The following is a 17,342-nucleotide window of genomic DNA, read 5'->3' on the forward strand; positions in this document are numbered from 1 at the left end:
TGCTCTCCTATGCTGCGTTTTTTTGAACGCCCATACTCGGGGCCACCTGATTGCGTGGCAGTCTAGGAAGCCAATTTCGGCACCGCTATTCCCCCTTCGTGTTACGCCCTTCCGGTGGTGGTATGGATCGACTGTTTTCGGAAATCGCGATGCACCAGGCGCTCGGCCGCGCGATCGACCATCTCGGCCAGCCGCGGTTCTGGCGCTTCCTGGTGCTGCTGCTCAACGAGATGGTGCCGTTCGACAACGCGCTCGCGACCGCGATCGGCCGCGACGGCGTGCCGGTCGTGCTCGACGAGTACGACACCGGCGGCACGGATGCGCCGTCGCCGGTGCCGCTGTACCTGAACGGGCTCTATCTGCTCGACCCGTTTCTGCAGGCCGCGCACGACGGGCTCGCGGACGGCTGTTACCGGCTCGAGGAAGTCGCGCCGGACCTGTTCCGGCAGAGCGAGTATTTCCAGAGCTATTTCCGCGATGCGGTGGGCGAGGACGAGATCCAGATCCTGTTGCGGCCGCAGCAGGGCCTGCTGCTGTCGCTGTCGCTCGGGGCCACGGCACGCTTCGACGTCGAGCCGCTCGGCAAGCTGACGGCCGCGCTGCCGTGGGTGCTGGCGACGGTGCGCCAGCACTGGCGGCTGGCAGGCGACGCCGCGCGCGCGGCGCCCGACAGCGATCTCGGCGCGCGCGTCGAGCAGGCGCTCGCGCGGTTCGGCGCGGATCTGCTGACCGATCGCGAGATGTCGATCGCGCGGATGGTGCTGCGCGGCAATTCGTCGAAGGCGATCGCCGACAAGCTGGCGATTTCGCCGGAAACCGTGAAGGTGCACCGGCGGCATCTGTATACGAAGCTCGGGATTTCGTCGCAGCCGGAATTGTTTTCGCGGTTCATCCAGGCGCTGGGGCGCGACGAGACGCCGTGATCAGGCCGGGGCCGCCGCAATCCCGAGATGCAACGCCCGATCGGGCCGCAGCGTAACGTTCAACACCGGCTTCGGCGCGGCCATGCCCGCCGGCGCCGACAGCACGAAGCGCTGCAACACCATCGCCGCAATGACGGTCATCTCGGTCATCGCCAGATGCTGCCCGAGACACACGCGCGGCCCCGTGCCGAACGGCATGTAGGCGCCGCGCGGCACCGCCGGCGCACCGTCGGCGAAACGCTCCGGCCGGAATGCGTGCGGCTCCGGAAACCACCGCGCGTCGCGATGCATCAGCTGGATCGGCAGCATGAACAGCGTGCGGGCCGGCAATTGCCACCCGCCCAGCGCAATCGGCCGCGACGCGCGCCGGCTGATCAGGATCGGCGCGGCCGGATACAGGCGCATCGTCTCCTCGAGCGTCTGCGTCAGGTAGCGCAGCGCGGGCCGCGTCTGCGTCGTCGGCGCGCGGCCGCCCAGCACCCGCGCCACCTCGTCGCGCGCGGCGTCCTGCGCCGCCGGATTCGACGCCATGCACCACGTCCACCACGTGAGCGTCGCCGCGGTCGTCTCGTGCCCGGCCAGGAACGCCGTCATGCATTCGTCGTGCACCGCCCGCAGCGGCCACGCGCGCGCGTCGGCCCGATGCAGCCGCAGCAGGCGGGTGAGCAGGTCGTCCGGCCAGGCGCTGTCCGGCTTGTCGAGGCGCGCGCGCAGTTGCCGGTCGATCAGCCCGTTCAGCACCGCCTGCGCTCGCGCCTTGCCGCGCTTCCACGGCATCCAGTCCGGCGCGATCGCCGGCTGGTAGAACGCCGCGTTGGCCGCCGCGCTCACCGTGCGCACGGCCTGCTCGGCCGCGCGCGCATCGTCGCCGATCACGTCGGAGAACATCGTGCGCACGATCACGTCCATCGCGAGCGACGTCAGCGCGCTTTCGATCGGCCAGTGCGGATCGTGCGCGGGCCACTGCGCGAGCGCATGGCCGGCCGTCGACGCGATCGTCGGCGCGAACGACTGCACCGGCTTCGGCATGAAACCCGGCTGCAGCGCATGCCGCTTGCCGCGCCACGCGTCGCCCTCGGCGATCAGCACGCTGTGCCCGTGAACCTGCGAGAACACGCGGATGCCGCGCTCCCAGCGAACCACCGCATCGTGATGCGTCACGAGCAGTTCGCGGACGAGCTGCGGATCGGTGACCGCCACCGCATGCTCGGGCCACATGCGCAGATGCACGACGTCGCCGAACGCCTGTTGCCAGCCGCCGAGCGCGCCGAGCAGGTCGCGCGACATGGCGCGCAGCAAACCCCAACCCGTCAGGCCGGCGCGCGGCCCCGGCGGCCACACGCCGGGCGGGTGAAGCGCGGGCGTCGGCGCCCCCGCATGGAATGGACATTGAGAGGAGGATCGCGTGTTCATGCGGCGCATTGTCCGCACGCCCGGGGCACGCGTCTTGAACGCAAACGACATCGACAGCCAATGGGCCCGCACCTATACTCCGCCGTCATGTCCTCCGCTTCGCTCACGACGTTGCCGACGTGTCCCGACCCGCTGGCGCGCGCACCGCGCGCGACGCATCGCGGGCAGCTCCCTCATGCGCGGCTGTATCCCGCGCCGCCCGCGCTGCAAGGTGCGCTCGTCGCGAGCGTCTGCCGCGATACACGCGGCTTCACGCTGAACGACGCGCAGCGCCTGACGCATTGCCCGGCCACGCCGCTCGTGTCGCTGTCCTGGTATCGGAACCTCGATACGGGGATCGTGGAGCGAACCGCGCACGGCCCGCGCTGGCAGCCATTTGGCGCGCCGGTCATGCTGTCGGGCAGCCAGTCCGCCCCGCTCACGAGCTGGGCGCCGACGACGGGAAGCGGCGGCATGGCCTGCTTCACCGCCGACGCGGCGCGCGCGTTGTTCGGCGTCGATCTCGCCGCGATCCACGACCGCTTCGTCGATGCGCACGCGCTGCTCGGCGACGCATGGCGCCCGCTGCTGGATGCGTTGTCCGACGCCGACGACGATACGGCCGTGCGGGACGCGCTCGTGCATCATCTCGCGCCCCGCTGGCGCGCACTGCAGCTTCAAGGCGACGGCTCGGCCCTCGCGTCGCTGCGCGACGCCGGCCGCCACTGGGTCGGCCGCCTCGCATGGCAGGCGCGCGAATGGGGGCGCACGCACAGCCCGCGCCAGGTCGAGCGCCGCATCAAGTCGTGGAGCGGCCGGTCGTTGCGCGACTGGCAGGCGCTCGTGCGCGCCGAAAGCCTGTTCTTCGCCGCGCGCGAGCGCTACGAAACCGGCATGCCGTTCGACTGGGCCGGCCTCGCGCACGACGAAGGGTTCGCCGACCAGGCGCACCTGAGCCGTGTGGCCAAGCGCATCACCGGCTTCGCGCCGACCGAATTCGCGCAACGCTTCGCCGACGACGAATCGTTCTGGCTTTATCGGCTGTGGGTGTGAAGGATCGGCGAACGCCCCGCTACTTCCATTTCTCGCCGAGTTGCGCGAGCCCGGCTTTGCGGAGATCGTCCGGCAGCATCGCCACACGAAACTCGCAGTCGGCGTTGAACATCAGGAACCACGGCTCCGCGAGCGCCGGGATCCGCGACGGGTCGTTCAGGTCGACGATCACGACCGCGCCGCGCGCGCCGTTCTGCTCGGTGAAATACACGGCCTCCGGCTTGATCTCGTCGAGTATTCGCGCGACCACGTCGCCGACGGTGCCGTCGCGCACCAGCGTGTTGAACGGCTCGTGTGGGATTCGTATGTTGAGAAGCATGCGCATGGTCATCCTCCTTGGGCTGCGCCCCGCATGGGCCCTTCAAGGATAGGTGCTGCGCCCTGCCGCGCCAGTGCGGCGGAACCCGGCCCGCTCAACGCACCTTCGGCACCCACGCGCCATGGAATCCCGCCGGCACGCGCCTCGGCAGGTGCACCGTCGCCACCGGCCCGCGCTCGATGCAGCGTGCGTCGAGCACGACGAGATCGCTGGTGTCGGTCGCGTGCCGATACACCCAGGTCAGCACCCAGCCGTCATCCTCCCCGGCCGCGCCGGCGCGCGCGACGAACACGGGCTCGCTGTTCTGGTCGCCTGCCGGCACTGCGTAGCGCGCGATCGTTCCTTGCCGCAGATCGTAACGAACCACGCCGCGCATCTCGGCATTCGACGGCTGTTCGACCGCATAGCAATACCGGTATGCGCGCCCCGTCCATGCGTCGTTGATCCGCGGCAGTTCGACGCCCGCATCGCCGAGCGGCGCTTCCTCGACCGTCCCGTCGGCGGGATCGATCACGTAACGCCACAGCACCGCCAGCGGGTTGTCGTCGAACGTCCCGCGCCGCTCGCCCGGCCGCAGGAACCACGGGTAGCGGACCACGTCCAGCACGATGGCGCCGTCGTCGCAGTCGTAGGCGTTCGCCACGTGCTGGATGAAACACGGCGCGATGTCGAACCAGCGCGGCGCGCCGCCGTGGCGCGGCAGCACGCCGATCCGCGCGCGACGATCGTCGTGCCAGCGCAGCGGCATCCGATGGCCGTCGGCGAGCATCGAGAAGTCGTATCCGACGTTGAGATCGAACAGGAGGCTGCGGGTCGCGGTGATCGCCATGTCGTGCATCATCGACGGCGCCGGCAGATCGAGCTCGACGTCGACGGTCTGCACGCCCTGTGCGTCGAGCACGCCGTAACGCAGCCATGGCGCCTGCCAATCCGCGCGAAACAGCATCAGCTCGCCGGTGCGCGGATCGACCTTCGGATGCGCGGTCATGCCGCCGCCGAGCCCCGCGTGCCGACGTGGATGATCGAACCCGTCGAGCGCGCCGACGATCGCGAGCGGCGCGCCGCCTTCGGCCAGCGCCAGCACCTCCCCCGCGTGCAGCAGCACGTTCACGTTCGGATTGGTGTCGGGCAGCGATGCCGCGCGCGCCGGCGCATATACGTCCGCCCAGCGCCGCGTGCGCGCCCAGCGGTTCCGGTAGCCCGTCACGCGGCCGTCCTCGAACGACAGCGCGTGCAGCATCGCGTCTTCGGGCCACCACGACAGCACGTCGTTGCCGGCAAAGCGGCCGCGCAACGGATTGGGGCCGTTGCGCAGCAGCATGCCGTTCAGCTCGCGCGGCAGGCTTCCGGTGACGCGCAGGTCGACGAGATCGGCCTCGTCCGCGACCGGCGCGATCGCGCCGCTGTTCAGGTCGAACATCGTCATGCCGTCAGGCTCCGGAGGACGATTCGGCCGCCGGCATCGGCGGAATCTCGCCGAGCGCGAGTGCGAGCGCATGGTCGCGAACGTCGCCGGGCCACGTCGCGATCAGCTCGCCCATGCGCGAGCGGTCGCCCGCATACAGCGCGCGCACGGCTTCCTCGAAACCGGGCAGATTGCCCCCGATCGCCGACATGAAGTGATACGCGCGATCCCGCGCCGCGCGGCGCTGGTCTTCGGTCGCACGCGCGCGCCGCGCTTCGTCGACGAGCTTGCGCAGCGCGACGGACGCGCCGCCCGGCTGCGCGCCGAGCCATTCCCAGTGGCGCGGCAGCAGCGTGACCTCGCGCGACACCACGCCGAGCTTCGGACGCCCGCGGCCGCGCGGCTCGTCGGCACGCGCGTCGTCGTCCGCCTGCTCGGGCGCGGATTCGGCGGGCGGCGCGAAGCGGGCCAGGATGTCGGCGTCCGAGCCGCGGGTGTCGATGTCGATCGAGCGCCCGGTGCTGTCGTCGAAGATCAGCACCGCGCCGGCGGCGTTGGCGTCGAGCGCGCGCCGGAGCGCGAGCGCCACCGTCGACAGCGGCCCGGTGGCCAGCCGCCGGTGGCCGTCGAACGCCGTGTAGGAACTGGAAATCATGCGGGTCTCTCCATCAGTGAAGAATGCGATGACCGCATTTATACCCGGGTGTAAATGGCGCGTCAATATTATCCGGGTATAAATCGAATTGCCCGATCCCTGCCGCGCAGGCATGATGTGGCCCGAACCGACAGGCTTGCGCGCCGTGCCGCCACGGGCGCGGGCCTCGCGGGCGGATCGACCGCAGCCCGATCCCCCTTGATCACCGATGCGGCGCGCACGCGCCGCGATCGATCCATCCGGCTGTCATGCCCGCTTGCCCATGTCCTTACGCGCATTCAGAACGCTGGTCGCCATCGCCCGCTACGGCACCTTCGCCCGGGCCGGAGAAGCCATCGGGCTCACGCAGTCGGCGGTGAGCCTGCAGGTCAAGACGCTCGAAAGCGAATTCAGCGTGCAACTGTTCGACCGGTCGCGCCGGCAGCCCGCGCTGACCGAAGCAGGCCGCATCCTGCTCGCGCAGGCCGAGCAGGTGCTCGCGATGGTCGACCGGATTCCCGATGCGCTCAGCGACGAAAAGAAGCTGGTCGGCCGCTTGCGAATCGGCGCGATCCAGACCGCGCTCGCCGGCCCGCTGCCCGACGCGCTGCTCGCGTTGCGCGATGCGCATCCGTCGTTGCGCGTGCACGTTTGCGCGGGGATGTCGGCGGAGCTCGCGCAGCGCGTCGCGGCCGGCGAGCTCGACGCCGCGATCACGACCCGGCCCGTGAAGCCGCATCCGGCCGAACTGACCTGGACCACGCTCTACGAGGATCGCTTCTGGCTGCTTGCGCCGCCGCAGTACGCGGAACGCGATGCCGGCACGCTGCTGGCGGAACTGCCGTTCATCCGCTTCGACGCGCAGGCGTGGGCCGGCCGGATGATTGCCGCCGAACTGCGGCGCCTCGGCGTGCGGGTGCGCGAGGAGATGGTGCTGGACAGCACGGAGACGATCGTCCGCATGGTCGCGCGCGGCCTCGGCGCGGCGATCGTCGCGCTGTCCGATTCGACGCTCGCCCGCCTGCCGCCAGTGGCCCGCTTGCCGTTCGGCGAGCCGCAGATGGGCCGCGCCGTCGTGCTGCTCGAACACCAGTCGCGCCCGGCCGAGCGTTTCGCGCACGCGCTCGCCACGGAAGTGATCGCATCATCGATGAGAATTTCTCATTGAACGCACGATAATTAACAATTATTCCTGTTGACATGGCGTGTTAACTTGGCGGCGTCGTCACTCGTTCGATCGCTCGCCGTCATGCCGCACACCCGCCTCTTTTCCCTATGGCCCTGCCGCCGGGCCGCGTCGCTTTCCCGCGCGGCCGGCCCGTGCACACGGCGATGATCCCGGCCATCCTGCTCGCGCTGGCGCCGGTCGCGCTGCTGGTCGCGCTCGGCCACGGGCTCAGGCGCTCGGGCTTCGTCGCCGATGCGTTCTGGCCGCAGGCCGAACGGCTTTGCTATTACGTGCTGCTGCCCGCGCTGTTCGCGCACGGGCTCGCGGGCGCCCGGCTGCAATCGCTGGCCGTGCTGCCGCTCGCGGGCACGCTGGTGGGCGCCACCGTCGCCGCCGCCGCGGTGCTGGTGCTGGCGCGCCCGTTCGTGTGCGTGGACGGCGCCGGCTTCACGTCGGTGTTCCAGGGCGCGGTGCGCTTCAACAACTATGTCGGCACGTCGCTCGCGGCCGGCCTGTTCGGCGCCGGCGGCATCGCGCTGTCGGCCGTGTGCGTGGCCGCGATCGTGCCGACCGTCAACCTGATGTGCGTGCTGGTATTCGCCCGCTACGGCGCGACGCGGCTGGGCGCCGCCGCGCTCATGCGCCAGATCGTGTCGAATCCGCTGGTGATCGCGTGTGCGCTCGGCATTGCGATGCAGGCCGGCGGCGTGACGTTCCCGGCTGCCGTCGAACCGGCCGTGCGCGCGCTCGGCGCCGCATCGATGCCGCTCGGGCTGCTGTGCGTCGGCGCCGCGCTGAAATTCGACGCCGCGCGCGCGTGGATGCAGCCGGTGTGCATCGCGTCGGCGTTCAAGTTCCTCGCGATGCCGCTGCTTACGCTCGTCGCGGCACACGCGTTCGGCCTGAGCGACGCCGCGCTGACGGTCGCGCTGCTGTTCCAGGCGCTGCCCACCTCGTCGGCGTCATACCTCATGGCGCGCCAGCTCGGCGGCGATGCGGCGCTGATGGCCGGCATCACCGCGTTCCAGACGCTGTTCGCGACGATCGCGATGCCGATCGTGATGACGATGCTCGTCGCGGCGCCGACGTTCCGTTGATGTTGCCCGGACCTTCCCCGACCCGCCTTCCCGCCTCACCCCGTTGCCGAATCCATGAATGCTCCCGCCATCCCGGCCGCCACGGCCAAAACGCCGTCGCACACCGCGCTGTACGCCAAGCTCACGCTGGTCGCCCTGTTCTGGGGCGGCACCTTCATCGCGGGCCGCGTGCTCGCCGGTTCGCTGCCCGCGACGAGCGCCGCGACCGGACGTTTCGCGATTGCCGCCTTGCTGCTGGGGGGCCTGACCTGGAAACTCGAAGGCGGCCTGCCGAGGTTGAACCGCCGGCAGTTGCTGGCCACCTTCGCGCTCGGCGCGACCGGCATCTTTCTCTACAACATCAGCTTCTTCGCGGCGCTCGCACGCATGCCGGCGGGGCGCACCGCGCTGTTCGTCGCGCTGAATCCGGTGGCGACCGCGCTGCTGCTGGCAATCGTGTTCCGCGAGCGGCTGTCGCCCGCCCGCTGGGCAGGCATCGCGCTGGCGCTGTTCGGCGCGCTGGTCGTGATCAGCCGCGGCGAGTTGCTCGCGGCCCTCACCGACCTGCGCAGCACCTTCGGCGACGGCGAGCGCGCGATGCTGTGCGCGGTCGCCAGCTGGGCCGCGTACACGGTGATCGGCCGCTATGCGCTCGAAGGGCTTTCGCCGCTCGCGTCGACCACGTGCGCGGCGCTGTGGGGGCTGGCGCTGCTGTGCGTGGCGAGCCTGTTCGACACGCACGCGAGCACGGGCTTTCACCCGACCTGGCAGGCGGCCGCCGCGATGGCCTACCTCGGCGCGATCGGCACGGTGGTCGCATTCGTCTGGTATTCGCAGGGCATCCGCGAACTGGGGCCGGCCCGCACCGCGGTGTTCACGAACCTGGTGCCGGTGTTCGGCGTGCTGCTGTCGATCTGCCTGCTCGGCGAAACGCTGATGCCGTCGATGGTGGCCGGCGGCGTGCTCGTGATTGCCGGCGTGATGCTGACGAATCGCGTCGGCCGCTGACGCGCGGCCGCGCTTCGCCCCACCGTTCGCACGTCACGCGCCGGCGGCCAGCGCGTCGAGATTCGCGACGAACCGCACCGTGCCGCCGCGCCGGCTCTCGTGGACGAACGCGCGCAGCGCCTGGCTGCGCGCAAGCCAGCCGTCGATGTCGCCGACGATCGCCAGCCCGATCCCGTAGTTCGCGAACTTCTGCACGATGCCGCCCAGCACGCGGGTTTCGAGCCGGAAGAAGTCTGGATGCACGGCCTCGACGGGCGCGGCGACCCAGCTTGCCTCGTGGCTCCACGCGTCGCCGATCAGCGTGACCGCATCCGCTTCGCTCGCCAGCGTGATCACGTGGCGCGGGCAGACGAGCACGCGGCGCTCGCCGAGGGTCAGCACGTCAGCAGACATCTTCGTTTCTCCGGGTTGTGTTGACGAAAGTGCGCGGCACGCTTAGCCGCGAAACGATTGCAGCAGGGTATCGAGTGTTTGAAGCAGCGCGGCGGTGTCGCCAAGCGACGCAATGATGACGATCTTGATCCGCCCCAGCTCGGGATCGAGGATCGCTTCGAGATGCACGGCGCTATCGCGCTGCGTGCGGCTGTTCAGCACGGCCTGCAGGCTGCGCGCCACGTATTGATGAAGCGCGGGGCCGGCATCGGGCACGTCGACGGCGGTGGTGACGCGCACGGGCGCCGGTTCGGGCGCCTCGCCGGCGAGGGCCGCGAGATCGGCGCGCCGGATGCGGTAGGCCTTGCCGACGCGGCTCGCGTTCAGCTTGCCGTCGCGGATGAAGCGAAGAATGGTTTTCGGGTGAACGCGCAGGATTCGCGCCGCTTCGTCGACCGTATGGAAATCGTCCAGCACGCCGGGTGGCCCTCGAATTTGTTCCTTATTGCCCCGCATCATAATTCATTTAAGGAACAATAAGGAATATCTTCGACATGAATCGGCCGATTCGTCCAATCCCGCGCCGCCGCGAAACGGCCTGGGCGCACCGGCGTGCACATTCACGCTCCCGCCAAAAACCGCCTATCGTGAAGGCAGCACGCCCGTGGCGAGCGGCCCGCTCCACCGTCGCTCGCGCGGCCGGCCGCGCGCCGCCGCATCACGGCATGTGCGGAACGCGATCCCGCCCGTCGCGATCGCCACCCGCGAAACCGCTGAAGAACAAGGAGGCAACCATGAAAACCGTGCGTCTCGCCAGTTCCGCCCTGCTCGCCGTCGCTTGCGCGTCGGCCCTTGCCCAGAACGCCATCACCAAGGTCGAAAACGGCGCGCTGGTCGCCGCGAACGGGATGACCGTCTACGCGTTCGACAAGGACAAGCCCAACGCCGGCACCAGCGCGTGCACGGGCCAGTGCGAAAGCTTCTGGCCGCCGTACAAAGCCAGCGCGAACGACGTGCCGGCCGGCCCGTACACGATCGTCAAGCGCGACGACGGCACGCAGCAATGGGCATACAAGGGCCGGCCGCTGTATTTCTTCTCGAAGGACATGAAACAGGGCGACCGCAACGGCGACAACTTCAAGGACATGTGGCACGTGGTGGCGCCGTAAGCGCCAGCCCCCGGCAGCCCCGACGCAAAAAAAGCCTGGCCGGATCGCGCCGGCCAGGCTTTCATCGATCGTTCGCGTCACGCGCCGCCCGGGCAGGCGGCGCGCACGCTCCCGCGCCGCGTCAGCGGCTCGACGGGAAGCTGAACACCGTCCCCTCGCGCACGCCGGCCGACGGCCAGCGCTGCGTGATCGTCTTGCGCTTCGTGTAGAACCGCACCGCGTCGGGGCCGTACGCGTGCAGGTCGCCGAACAGCGAGCGCTTCCAGCCGCCGAACGAGTGATACGCGACCGGCACCGGCAGCGGCACGTTGATGCCGACCATGCCGATCTGGATGTTGTCGCTGAAGTAGCGTGCCGCCTCGCCGTCGCGCGTGAAGAGGCACGTGCCGTTGCCGTATTCGTGCGCGTCGATCAGCGCCATCGCTTCGTCGAGCGACTTCACGCGGATCACGCCCAGCACCGGCCCGAAGATCTCGTGCTGGTAGATCGGCATGCCGGGCTTCACGTCGTCGAACAGGCACGGGCCGAGGTAGTAGCCGCCGTCGTGCCCGTCCACCTTCACGCCGCGGCCGTCCACCACCAGCTTCGCGCCGGCCGCGACGCCGGCCTCGACGAAACCCGTCACCTTGTCGAAATGCTGCTGCGTGACGAGCGGGCCCATGTCGACGCCCGCGCCGCTGCCCGGCCCGACCTTCATCTTCGCGATCTCGGCCTTCAGGCCCGCGACGACCTGGTCGCCCGTCTCGTCGCCGATCGCGACGACAAGCGGAATCGCCATGCAGCGCTCGCCGCACGAACCGTACGCGGCGCCCATCAGCGCGTTCACCGCGTTGTCGATGTCGGCGTCCGGCATCACGACCGCGAAATTCTTCGCGCCGCCGAGCGCCTGCACGCGCTTGCCGTGCGCACAGCCGGTCGAGTAGATGTATTCGGCGATCGGCGTCGAGCCGACGAAGCTCACCGCCTTCACGCGCGGGTCGGTCAGGATCGTGTCGACCGCTTCCTTGTCGCCGTTCACGACGTTCAGCACGCCCGGCGGCAGGCCCGCCTCGAGCGCCAGCTCGGCCATCCGCAGCGTCGACGACGGCGTGCGCTCCGACGGCTTCAGCACGAACGTGTTGCCGCACGCGACGGCCATCGGCCACATCCACAGCGGCACCATCACCGGGAAGTTGAACGGCGTGATGCCCGCGACGACGCCGAGCGACTGGAACTCGCTCCACGAGTCGATCGCCGGGCCCACGTTCTTGCTGTGCTCGCCCTTCAGCAGCTCGGGCACGTAGGTCGCGTACTCGACGTTCTCGATGCCGCGCTGCAGCTCGCCCATCGCATCGGCGAGCACCTTGCCGTGCTCGGCCGTGATCAGCGCGCACAGCTCGTCCGCGTGTTCCTCGAGCAGCGTCTTGAAGCGGCTCATCACGCGCGCACGCTTCAGCGGCGGCGTGTTGCGCCACGCCGGGAACGCGGCCTGCGCGGACGCGATCGCGGCCTCGACGGTCGGCTTGTCGGCGAGCGCGACGCTCTTGTCCGATGCGCCGGTCGCCGGATCGAACACCGGCTGCACGCGGCTGCCGCCATCGACGCGCTTGCCGTCGATCAGGTGGCCGAGGGTGGAAGTGACGTTGCTATCGTGTTTCATCGTCGAGGCTCGTTCGTGAATTCGGTCAGTCGTTCGGCAGGCCGGCGGCGCGGCTCAGTCCACTTCGTTCAGCGCGTCGGACAGCGCGTTCACGAGGTTGTCGATCTCGCGCTTCTCGGAGATGAACGGCGGCGCGAGCTGGATCGTGTCGCCGCCGTAGCGCACGTAGAAGCCCTTCGCCCAGCAGCGCATCGCGATCTCGTAGGGGCGGCGCGCCGGCTCGCCGGGCAGCGCCGCGATCGTCAGGCCGGCGGCAAGCCCGCAGTTGCGGATGTCCGCGATATGGCGCTGGCCCTTCAGCCCGTGCACGGCCGCCTCGAAATGCGGCGCGAGTTCGCGCACGCGGCCGATCGCGTCCTCCTTCACGAGCACGTCGAGCGCCGCGACGCCGGCCGCGCACGCGACCGGGTGCGCCGAGTACGTGTAGCCGTGCGGGAACTCGAGCATGTACTCGGGGCCGCCGGCGGCCATGAACGTGTCGTAGATGTCCTTCTTCGCGATCACGGCGCCGAGCGGCTGCGCGCCGTTGGTCACCTGCTTCGCGATGTTCAGGATGTCCGGCGTCACGCCGAACGCTTCCGCGCCCGTCAGCGCGCCGGCGCGGCCGAAGCCCGTGATGACCTCGTCGAAGATCAGCAGGATGTCGTGCGCGGTACAGATCTCGCGCAGGCGCTGCAGATAGCCCTTCGGCGGCACGATGACGCCCGCCGAGCCCGCGAACGGCTCGACGATCACCGCCGCGATGTTCGACGCGTCGTGCAGCGCGATCAGGTCGAGCAGGCGATCGGCCAGCTCGGCGCCGTGTTCCGGCATGCCGCGCGAGAACGCGTTCTGTGCGAGCTGCGTGTGCGGCAGGAAATCGGCGTCGATGCCCTGGCCGAACAGCTTGCGGTTCGGCCCGATGCCGCCGACCGAGATGCCGCCGAAGTTCACGCCGTGGTAGCCCTTCTCGCGGCCGATCAGGCGCGTCTTGGTGCCCTTGCCCTTCGCGCGCCAGTACGCGCGCGCCAGCTTCAGCGACGTATCGGTCGCTTCCGAGCCCGAACTCGTGAAGAACACGTAGTCGAGGCCGGCCGGCGTCAGGTCCTTGATCTTGTTCGCGAGCTCGAACGACTTCGGGTGGCCGTACTGGAACGCCGGCGCGTAGTCGAGCTGCGCGACCTGGCGGCTCACCGCTTCGGTGATCTCGGTGCGGCCGTGGCCGAGGCCCGTGCACCAGAGGCCCGACAGGCCGTCGTAGATCTTGCGGCCTTCGGCATCCGTGTAATACGCGCCCTTGGCCGACACGATCATGCGCGGATCGGCCTTGAACTGGCGGTTGGCGGTAAACGGCATCCAGTGCGCGTCGAGCCACGCGGCATCGGTGCGCAGGGTCGCGTTGTCCTGTTGTGCAGCGGTGAGGGTGTCGGTCATATGTCGGTCGGCGCGGCGCGCCTCTCCTCCTGGGTAGATGTTGCGCATTGTCGGCACGCCAATTAGTCTTTTGAATATCGCAATATCAATGTTCACTTGCGCAACTATGCAAGCAAAGAAACCGAAGAGCCGCGCGCTGCTCGGCCAGCTCAGCGACATGGACCTGCGCCTCTTGCGGGTCTTCAAGGGCGTCGTGCAGTGCGGCGGGATGGCGGCGGCCGAGCTGGAGCTGAACATCGGCATCTCGACCATCAGCCGGCATGTGAAGGATCTCGAGACGCGCCTCGGCCTCGTGCTGTGCCGGCGCGGCCGCGCGGGCTTCACGTTGACGCCCGAGGGCCAGACGGTCTACGAGGAGACGCTGCGCCTGCTCGCGTCGATGGAGGCGTTCCGCAGCCGGGTGGATGGCATCCACGACCGGATGGGCGGCGAGCTGCACGTCGCGGTGTTCGACAAGACCGCGACCAACCCGAACGCGCGCCTCGGCGACGCGATCCGCCAGTTCGCCGACGAAGCGCCGGATGTCGCGCTGAACCTGCACGTCGCGTCGATCAACGAGGTCGAGCGCGGGATCATCGACGGCAGCTACCAGGTCGGGATCATCCCGGCGCACCGCAGCTCCGGCAGCCTCGTGTATGCCGAGCTGTTCGACGAGCGGATGCTGCTGTACTGCGGCCGCCAGCACCCGCTGTTCGACGCGCCGCACGGCAAGCTCACGTGGACGACGATCCGCCACCACGCGTTCGCGGGGCTCGGCTTCCATTCGCCGAACATGGAGCTGAGCCATCGCGCGAAGCTCACGCGCAGCGCGACCGCGTCCGACCAGGAGTCGATCGCGACGCTGATCCTGTCCGGGCGGTATCTCGGCTTTTTGCCGGATCATTACGCGGAGAGCTTCGAGAACAAGGGACTGATGCAGGCGGTTGCGCCGCACCGGTTCAACTACCGGTGCCGGTTCGTGAGCTTGTTGCGGCGCTCGCCGCGGCCTTCAAGGGCGGCGTTGTTGTTCCAGTCGTGCCTGGAAGCCGCGCATGCTGCCGGGCGGCAGAATGGCGCGGGCGCGTGACGGCGGCGGTCAATCCTTGCGCATGCAAAGGTTATCGCGTCAATTGTCGCGACAGCAGGCACAATACGTTCCGCCGATGACGCCGGCCGCACACGCGTTCGATACTCGAACATGATCGCTTCGTGCCGCCGGCGTCCGTTCTTCCGATGCCGTCATGAGCCACACGATTCCCGACCCTGCCGCCGCGCCCGCGCGCAGCCCGAACGCCCCCCGCTTCCTGCTGTTCCTGATCTGCCTGTTCGCGTCCGCCGGGCAGCTCGCGATCGACATCTACGTGCCCGCGCTGCCCGCGATGGCGCGCTACTTCGCCACGTCGCCGCAGGCGATCCAGTCGAGCGTATCCGGCTACATGGCCGCCTACGCATTCGGCCAGCTCGTGTTCGGGCCGATCGCCGACGCCTATGGCCGCAAACGCGTGCTGGCTTTCGGGCTGGTGGTCTATACGATCGGCTGCCTGCTGTCGCTCGGCGCGCAGAACCTGGAAACGTTTCTGCTGGCCCGCTGCCTGCAGGGCTTCGGCATCGCGACCACCAACCTGATGGCGAAGGCCATCATCACCGATTCGTTCACCGGCCAGGCGCTGTTGCATGCGTTCACCTACATGTCGATCGCATGGGGGCTCGCGCCGATCGTCGCGCCCGTGATCGGCGCCCATCTGCAGACGTGGTTCGGCTGGCAGGCGTGCCTCGTGTTCCTGCTCGTCTATTCGCTGCTGATGTGGGCAGTGCTGTGGCGCTATCGCGAGACCTTGCCACGGCCGGTGCGGCTCGAACCGCGGACGCTGATCGCGAACACGGGCAAGGTGCTGTCGAGCCCCGTGTTCCAGAGCTGCTTCCTCGCGCAGGGGCTGTGCTACAGCATCCTGCTCGTGTTCAACATCGTCGGGCCGTTCATGGTGCAGAACACGCTGCACAAGCCGCCGACCTATTTCGGCTATCTCGCGCTCGGCATCGGGATGATGTATTTCCTCGGCGGCCTGTCGAACCGCGTGCATGGCCCGCGCCTGCCGTCCCCGGAGCGTCGGCTGCACATCGGCGTGCGCGTGATGGCGGCCGCGGCGATCGCGATGCTCGTGCTCGCGCTGACGGTCGGCCTGCGGGTCTGGACGCTCGCCGCGCCGGTGCTCGTGATGGGCTTCTGCGCCGGCGCGATGTATCCGACGCTGATGGCCAAGGGCAATTCGCTGTTCCCGCACATCGCGGGCCTGACGAGCGCGATCCTCGGCTGTGCGCTGCTGCTCGTGTCGTCGGCGATGATGGGGCTCGCGGGCTTCGTGTCGGTGCATGTGCTGACGCCGCTCGCGGTGTTCTTCGTGATTCTTGCGGTCACGGTGGTCGTGATGGTGACGAAGCTGCTGCGGCATCTTGCGCAGCAGGAGCAGGCGGGTGGTGTAGCGGCGCGTGGGAACCGTGAGGCAGCGTGAGTTGCATGGGCGGCACTGGGGACGTATGTGCGCCCCGCTCTGCGATAATGCGCGCGCTTATTCAATAGTCGCGTCGGCCCCGAATGCGATCAACTGGCAGCCGCACGCGCACCGATGACCGTGCAGGGCGACAGGAACGCCATTGTCGAGAATCATGTCCGATCCTTCAATGATGGGGTTCACGCCGTGCCCTTCGATCGGACACGACACCAGATCGCCGCGACGGGCAGCTTTGCGCCCCATCACGTCCATCGTGTCGGAGCCCGTGATGATGGAGCCGCCGTGGGTGGTTGGGTCGCCGATGCATGCAATTGAAGTCACGGGTTTGCTCCGGGAAAATTCACATTTTTAGGCCACGTATTTCAGGTCTCAGCGAGTGGCTGTTGCGCTGATCTCGATGCTGCAGAGCACCGAATTTGCCGACGTCCGAAAGCAATGGGAATATCCACATTGTTGCGAGAGCGGCGCTTTCTTACCGAGGGTTTATCAATTTTCAGCCCGCTTCCGTCGGCGCTTAAAGCTCCGCGTACAACCTATTCCCACTCTGTATTCGAGCGAGACCTGTCAACGCATGCGCCCGAGGCCACTTCAAAGTCTCTCATTCCTGCTCTACGGCACAATACACGGAAGTACGAAAATCAGAACTGCCTTTTGACGTGCTGAGGAATACCCTAAACGTTCCAATTTTCTCGTCCAAGCCTTGGTCGAGATAGCCAGGGTTGTACTTGACCGAGCGCACATACGCAATCGAATCCCCTTGCGACGCATCATTGAATCGACTCACGAAAGGCCCCGCACGCTCGTATCCCGTCAGCGCCCGATCAAGTTTTGCCTTGACGTCTTCAATATTTCCCTTGACGTCGATCGCCAAGCTGGATCCGGCGGGATAAGCGTTTTTCAGCAACACGACCGACTCCACCGAGAAGCCCCATAGCGTCACCCCCGGCTTCACACCGAATATCACCTCTGCGCCGTCTGCGATAGCCTGCCCGGCCCCGACCACCTTGCGAAGCTGTTGCAACTTCGAAAGATCCGCGTTGCCATCGGGCTTATAGAATTTATCCGGCATGCTCGCAGTGCACAGTGTCTTGTCTGCCAGCCAACTCAGCTCTTCCGATTGCGCAACATTGAATACAAATAGCGCCGACAGACCAGCAATCATTGAAGCCACTCTTACTTTCATAAAAACCCCACAAATAAAATAATCAATCCCCGATGGAGATGCTCCATTCCAAGAAGAACTTGACCAGTTATCCTTGATACGCGACAGTTGCCCCGCCAC

General features: G+C 68.2%; 18 protein-coding genes. 8 read left to right on the top strand and 10 right to left on the bottom strand.

All coding sequences use genetic code 11. The features are described from left to right. The first annotated feature begins 122 nt into the window (after positions 1-122). Complete coding sequence (locus tag ABFO07_RS22875) at positions 123-923, top strand: helix-turn-helix transcriptional regulator (protein WP_059807762.1); 801 nt, start codon at positions 123-125, stop codon at positions 921-923. Here the strand turns inward: ABFO07_RS22875 and ABFO07_RS22880 are convergent, their stop codons facing one another. After that, positions 924-2,336 carry a cytochrome P450 gene (locus ABFO07_RS22880; RefSeq protein ID WP_347469614.1) on the bottom strand — a complete coding sequence of 471 codons (1,413 nt, stop codon included), beginning with the start codon at positions 2,334-2,336 and terminating at the stop codon, positions 924-926. Between the two features lie 87 nt (positions 2,337-2,423). On the opposite strand from ABFO07_RS22880, the gene ABFO07_RS22885 reads away from it, so the two are divergent. Then, positions 2,424-3,368 (top strand): AraC family transcriptional regulator, encoded by a 945-nt coding sequence (locus tag ABFO07_RS22885; RefSeq protein WP_347469615.1) that lies wholly within the window; start codon positions 2,424-2,426, stop codon positions 3,366-3,368. A 19-nt stretch (positions 3,369-3,387) separates the two neighbouring features. Here the strand turns inward: ABFO07_RS22885 and ABFO07_RS22890 are convergent, their stop codons facing one another. The 3 genes from ABFO07_RS22890 to ABFO07_RS22900 all read right to left on the bottom strand — a co-directional run bounded on the left by ABFO07_RS22890 (position 3,388) and on the right by ABFO07_RS22900 (position 5,747). After that, positions 3,388-3,693 (bottom strand): hypothetical protein, encoded by a 306-nt coding sequence (locus tag ABFO07_RS22890; RefSeq protein WP_059566763.1) that lies wholly within the window; start codon positions 3,691-3,693, stop codon positions 3,388-3,390. Between the two features lie 88 nt (positions 3,694-3,781). After that, positions 3,782-5,113, bottom strand: coding sequence for a carotenoid oxygenase family protein (locus ABFO07_RS22895; protein ID WP_347469616.1), 1,332 nt, complete (start codon positions 5,111-5,113; stop codon positions 3,782-3,784). 4 nt (positions 5,114-5,117) lie between these two features. Further along, a complete protein-coding gene (locus ABFO07_RS22900) occupies positions 5,118-5,747 on the bottom strand; it encodes a DUF2239 family protein (protein WP_060018141.1) in 630 nt (209 codons plus the stop codon). 262 nt (positions 5,748-6,009) lie between these two features. Between ABFO07_RS22900 and ABFO07_RS22905 the strand changes: the two genes are divergently transcribed. From ABFO07_RS22905 to ABFO07_RS22915, 3 genes are all read left to right on the top strand, one after another. Further along, entirely contained in the window at positions 6,010-6,894 is an 885-nt protein-coding gene (locus tag ABFO07_RS22905) for a LysR family transcriptional regulator (protein ID WP_059890926.1), read from the top strand. Positions 6,895-7,058: 164 nt separating this feature from the next. Beyond that, entirely contained in the window at positions 7,059-7,991 is a 933-nt protein-coding gene (locus tag ABFO07_RS22910) for an AEC family transporter (protein ID WP_347469617.1), read from the top strand. A 54-nt stretch (positions 7,992-8,045) separates the two neighbouring features. Then, complete coding sequence (locus ABFO07_RS22915) at positions 8,046-8,978, top strand: DMT family transporter (RefSeq protein WP_059961480.1); 933 nt, start codon at positions 8,046-8,048, stop codon at positions 8,976-8,978. A gap of 33 nt (positions 8,979-9,011) precedes the next feature. On the opposite strand, the gene ABFO07_RS22920 is transcribed toward ABFO07_RS22915, so the two are convergent. Beyond that, the gene (locus ABFO07_RS22920) at positions 9,012-9,371 is read right to left on the bottom strand and encodes a DUF4180 domain-containing protein (protein ID WP_059566683.1); all 360 of its coding nucleotides are present in this window, start codon (positions 9,369-9,371) and stop codon (positions 9,012-9,014) included. Positions 9,372-9,413: 42 nt separating this feature from the next. After that, the gene (locus ABFO07_RS22925) at positions 9,414-9,827 is read right to left on the bottom strand and encodes a helix-turn-helix domain-containing protein (protein WP_059881003.1); all 414 of its coding nucleotides are present in this window, start codon (positions 9,825-9,827) and stop codon (positions 9,414-9,416) included. Positions 9,828-10,144: 317 nt separating this feature from the next. Between ABFO07_RS22925 and ABFO07_RS22930 the strand changes: the two genes are divergently transcribed. Next, positions 10,145-10,519, top strand: coding sequence for a COG4315 family predicted lipoprotein (locus tag ABFO07_RS22930; RefSeq protein ID WP_059566681.1), 375 nt, complete (start codon positions 10,145-10,147; stop codon positions 10,517-10,519). A gap of 121 nt (positions 10,520-10,640) precedes the next feature. On the opposite strand, the gene ABFO07_RS22935 is transcribed toward ABFO07_RS22930, so the two are convergent. Together ABFO07_RS22935 and ABFO07_RS22940 are read right to left on the bottom strand one after the other, a co-directional pair. After that, positions 10,641-12,158: a CoA-acylating methylmalonate-semialdehyde dehydrogenase gene (locus ABFO07_RS22935; protein ID WP_059566680.1), complete on the bottom strand. Its 1,518-nt coding sequence runs from the start codon at positions 12,156-12,158 to the stop codon at positions 10,641-10,643. 54 nt (positions 12,159-12,212) lie between these two features. Beyond that, entirely contained in the window at positions 12,213-13,571 is a 1,359-nt protein-coding gene (locus tag ABFO07_RS22940) for an aspartate aminotransferase family protein (protein WP_347469618.1), read from the bottom strand. 106 nt (positions 13,572-13,677) lie between these two features. On the opposite strand from ABFO07_RS22940, the gene ABFO07_RS22945 reads away from it, so the two are divergent. Then, positions 13,678-14,637, top strand: coding sequence for a LysR family transcriptional regulator (locus ABFO07_RS22945; RefSeq protein ID WP_059566678.1), 960 nt, complete (start codon positions 13,678-13,680; stop codon positions 14,635-14,637). A gap of 154 nt (positions 14,638-14,791) precedes the next feature. Continuing rightward, positions 14,792-16,060 (top strand): multidrug effflux MFS transporter, encoded by a 1,269-nt coding sequence (locus tag ABFO07_RS22950; protein ID WP_059881008.1) that lies wholly within the window; start codon positions 14,792-14,794, stop codon positions 16,058-16,060. A 57-nt stretch (positions 16,061-16,117) separates the two neighbouring features. Here the strand turns inward: ABFO07_RS22950 and ABFO07_RS22955 are convergent, their stop codons facing one another. After that, positions 16,118-16,381, bottom strand: coding sequence for a PAAR domain-containing protein (locus tag ABFO07_RS22955; protein WP_059566676.1), 264 nt, complete (start codon positions 16,379-16,381; stop codon positions 16,118-16,120). 277 nt (positions 16,382-16,658) lie between these two features. After that, on the bottom strand, positions 16,659-17,222 hold the full coding sequence (locus ABFO07_RS22960; protein ID WP_059881010.1) for a hypothetical protein: 564 nt from the start codon (positions 17,220-17,222) through the stop codon (positions 16,659-16,661). Positions 17,223-17,342 lie beyond the last annotated feature (120 nt).

It is taken from the genome of Burkholderia stagnalis (assembly GCF_039848545.1).
Lineage (GTDB): Bacteria > Pseudomonadota > Gammaproteobacteria > Burkholderiales > Burkholderiaceae > Burkholderia > Burkholderia stagnalis.

Coding starts and splice junctions, on each gene's coding strand:
- ABFO07_RS22875 (WP_059807762.1), top strand. CDS start 123: ATGGATCGACTGTTTTCGGAAATCGCGATGCACCAGGCGCTCGGCCGC.
- ABFO07_RS22880 (WP_347469614.1), bottom strand. CDS start 2,336: ATGAACACGCGATCCTCCTCTCAATGTCCATTCCATGCGGGGGCGCCG.
- ABFO07_RS22885 (WP_347469615.1), top strand. CDS start 2,424: ATGTCCTCCGCTTCGCTCACGACGTTGCCGACGTGTCCCGACCCGCTG.
- ABFO07_RS22890 (WP_059566763.1), bottom strand. CDS start 3,693: ATGCGCATGCTTCTCAACATACGAATCCCACACGAGCCGTTCAACACG.
- ABFO07_RS22895 (WP_347469616.1), bottom strand. CDS start 5,113: ATGACGATGTTCGACCTGAACAGCGGCGCGATCGCGCCGGTCGCGGAC.
- ABFO07_RS22900 (WP_060018141.1), bottom strand. CDS start 5,747: ATGATTTCCAGTTCCTACACGGCGTTCGACGGCCACCGGCGGCTGGCC.
- ABFO07_RS22905 (WP_059890926.1), top strand. CDS start 6,010: ATGTCCTTACGCGCATTCAGAACGCTGGTCGCCATCGCCCGCTACGGC.
- ABFO07_RS22910 (WP_347469617.1), top strand. CDS start 7,059: ATGATCCCGGCCATCCTGCTCGCGCTGGCGCCGGTCGCGCTGCTGGTC.
- ABFO07_RS22915 (WP_059961480.1), top strand. CDS start 8,046: ATGAATGCTCCCGCCATCCCGGCCGCCACGGCCAAAACGCCGTCGCAC.
- ABFO07_RS22920 (WP_059566683.1), bottom strand. CDS start 9,371: ATGTCTGCTGACGTGCTGACCCTCGGCGAGCGCCGCGTGCTCGTCTGC.
- ABFO07_RS22930 (WP_059566681.1), top strand. CDS start 10,145: ATGAAAACCGTGCGTCTCGCCAGTTCCGCCCTGCTCGCCGTCGCTTGC.
- ABFO07_RS22935 (WP_059566680.1), bottom strand. CDS start 12,158: ATGAAACACGATAGCAACGTCACTTCCACCCTCGGCCACCTGATCGAC.
- ABFO07_RS22940 (WP_347469618.1), bottom strand. CDS start 13,571: ATGACCGACACCCTCACCGCTGCACAACAGGACAACGCGACCCTGCGC.
- ABFO07_RS22945 (WP_059566678.1), top strand. CDS start 13,678: ATGCAAGCAAAGAAACCGAAGAGCCGCGCGCTGCTCGGCCAGCTCAGC.
- ABFO07_RS22950 (WP_059881008.1), top strand. CDS start 14,792: ATGAGCCACACGATTCCCGACCCTGCCGCCGCGCCCGCGCGCAGCCCG.
- ABFO07_RS22960 (WP_059881010.1), bottom strand. CDS start 17,222: ATGATTGCTGGTCTGTCGGCGCTATTTGTATTCAATGTTGCGCAATCG.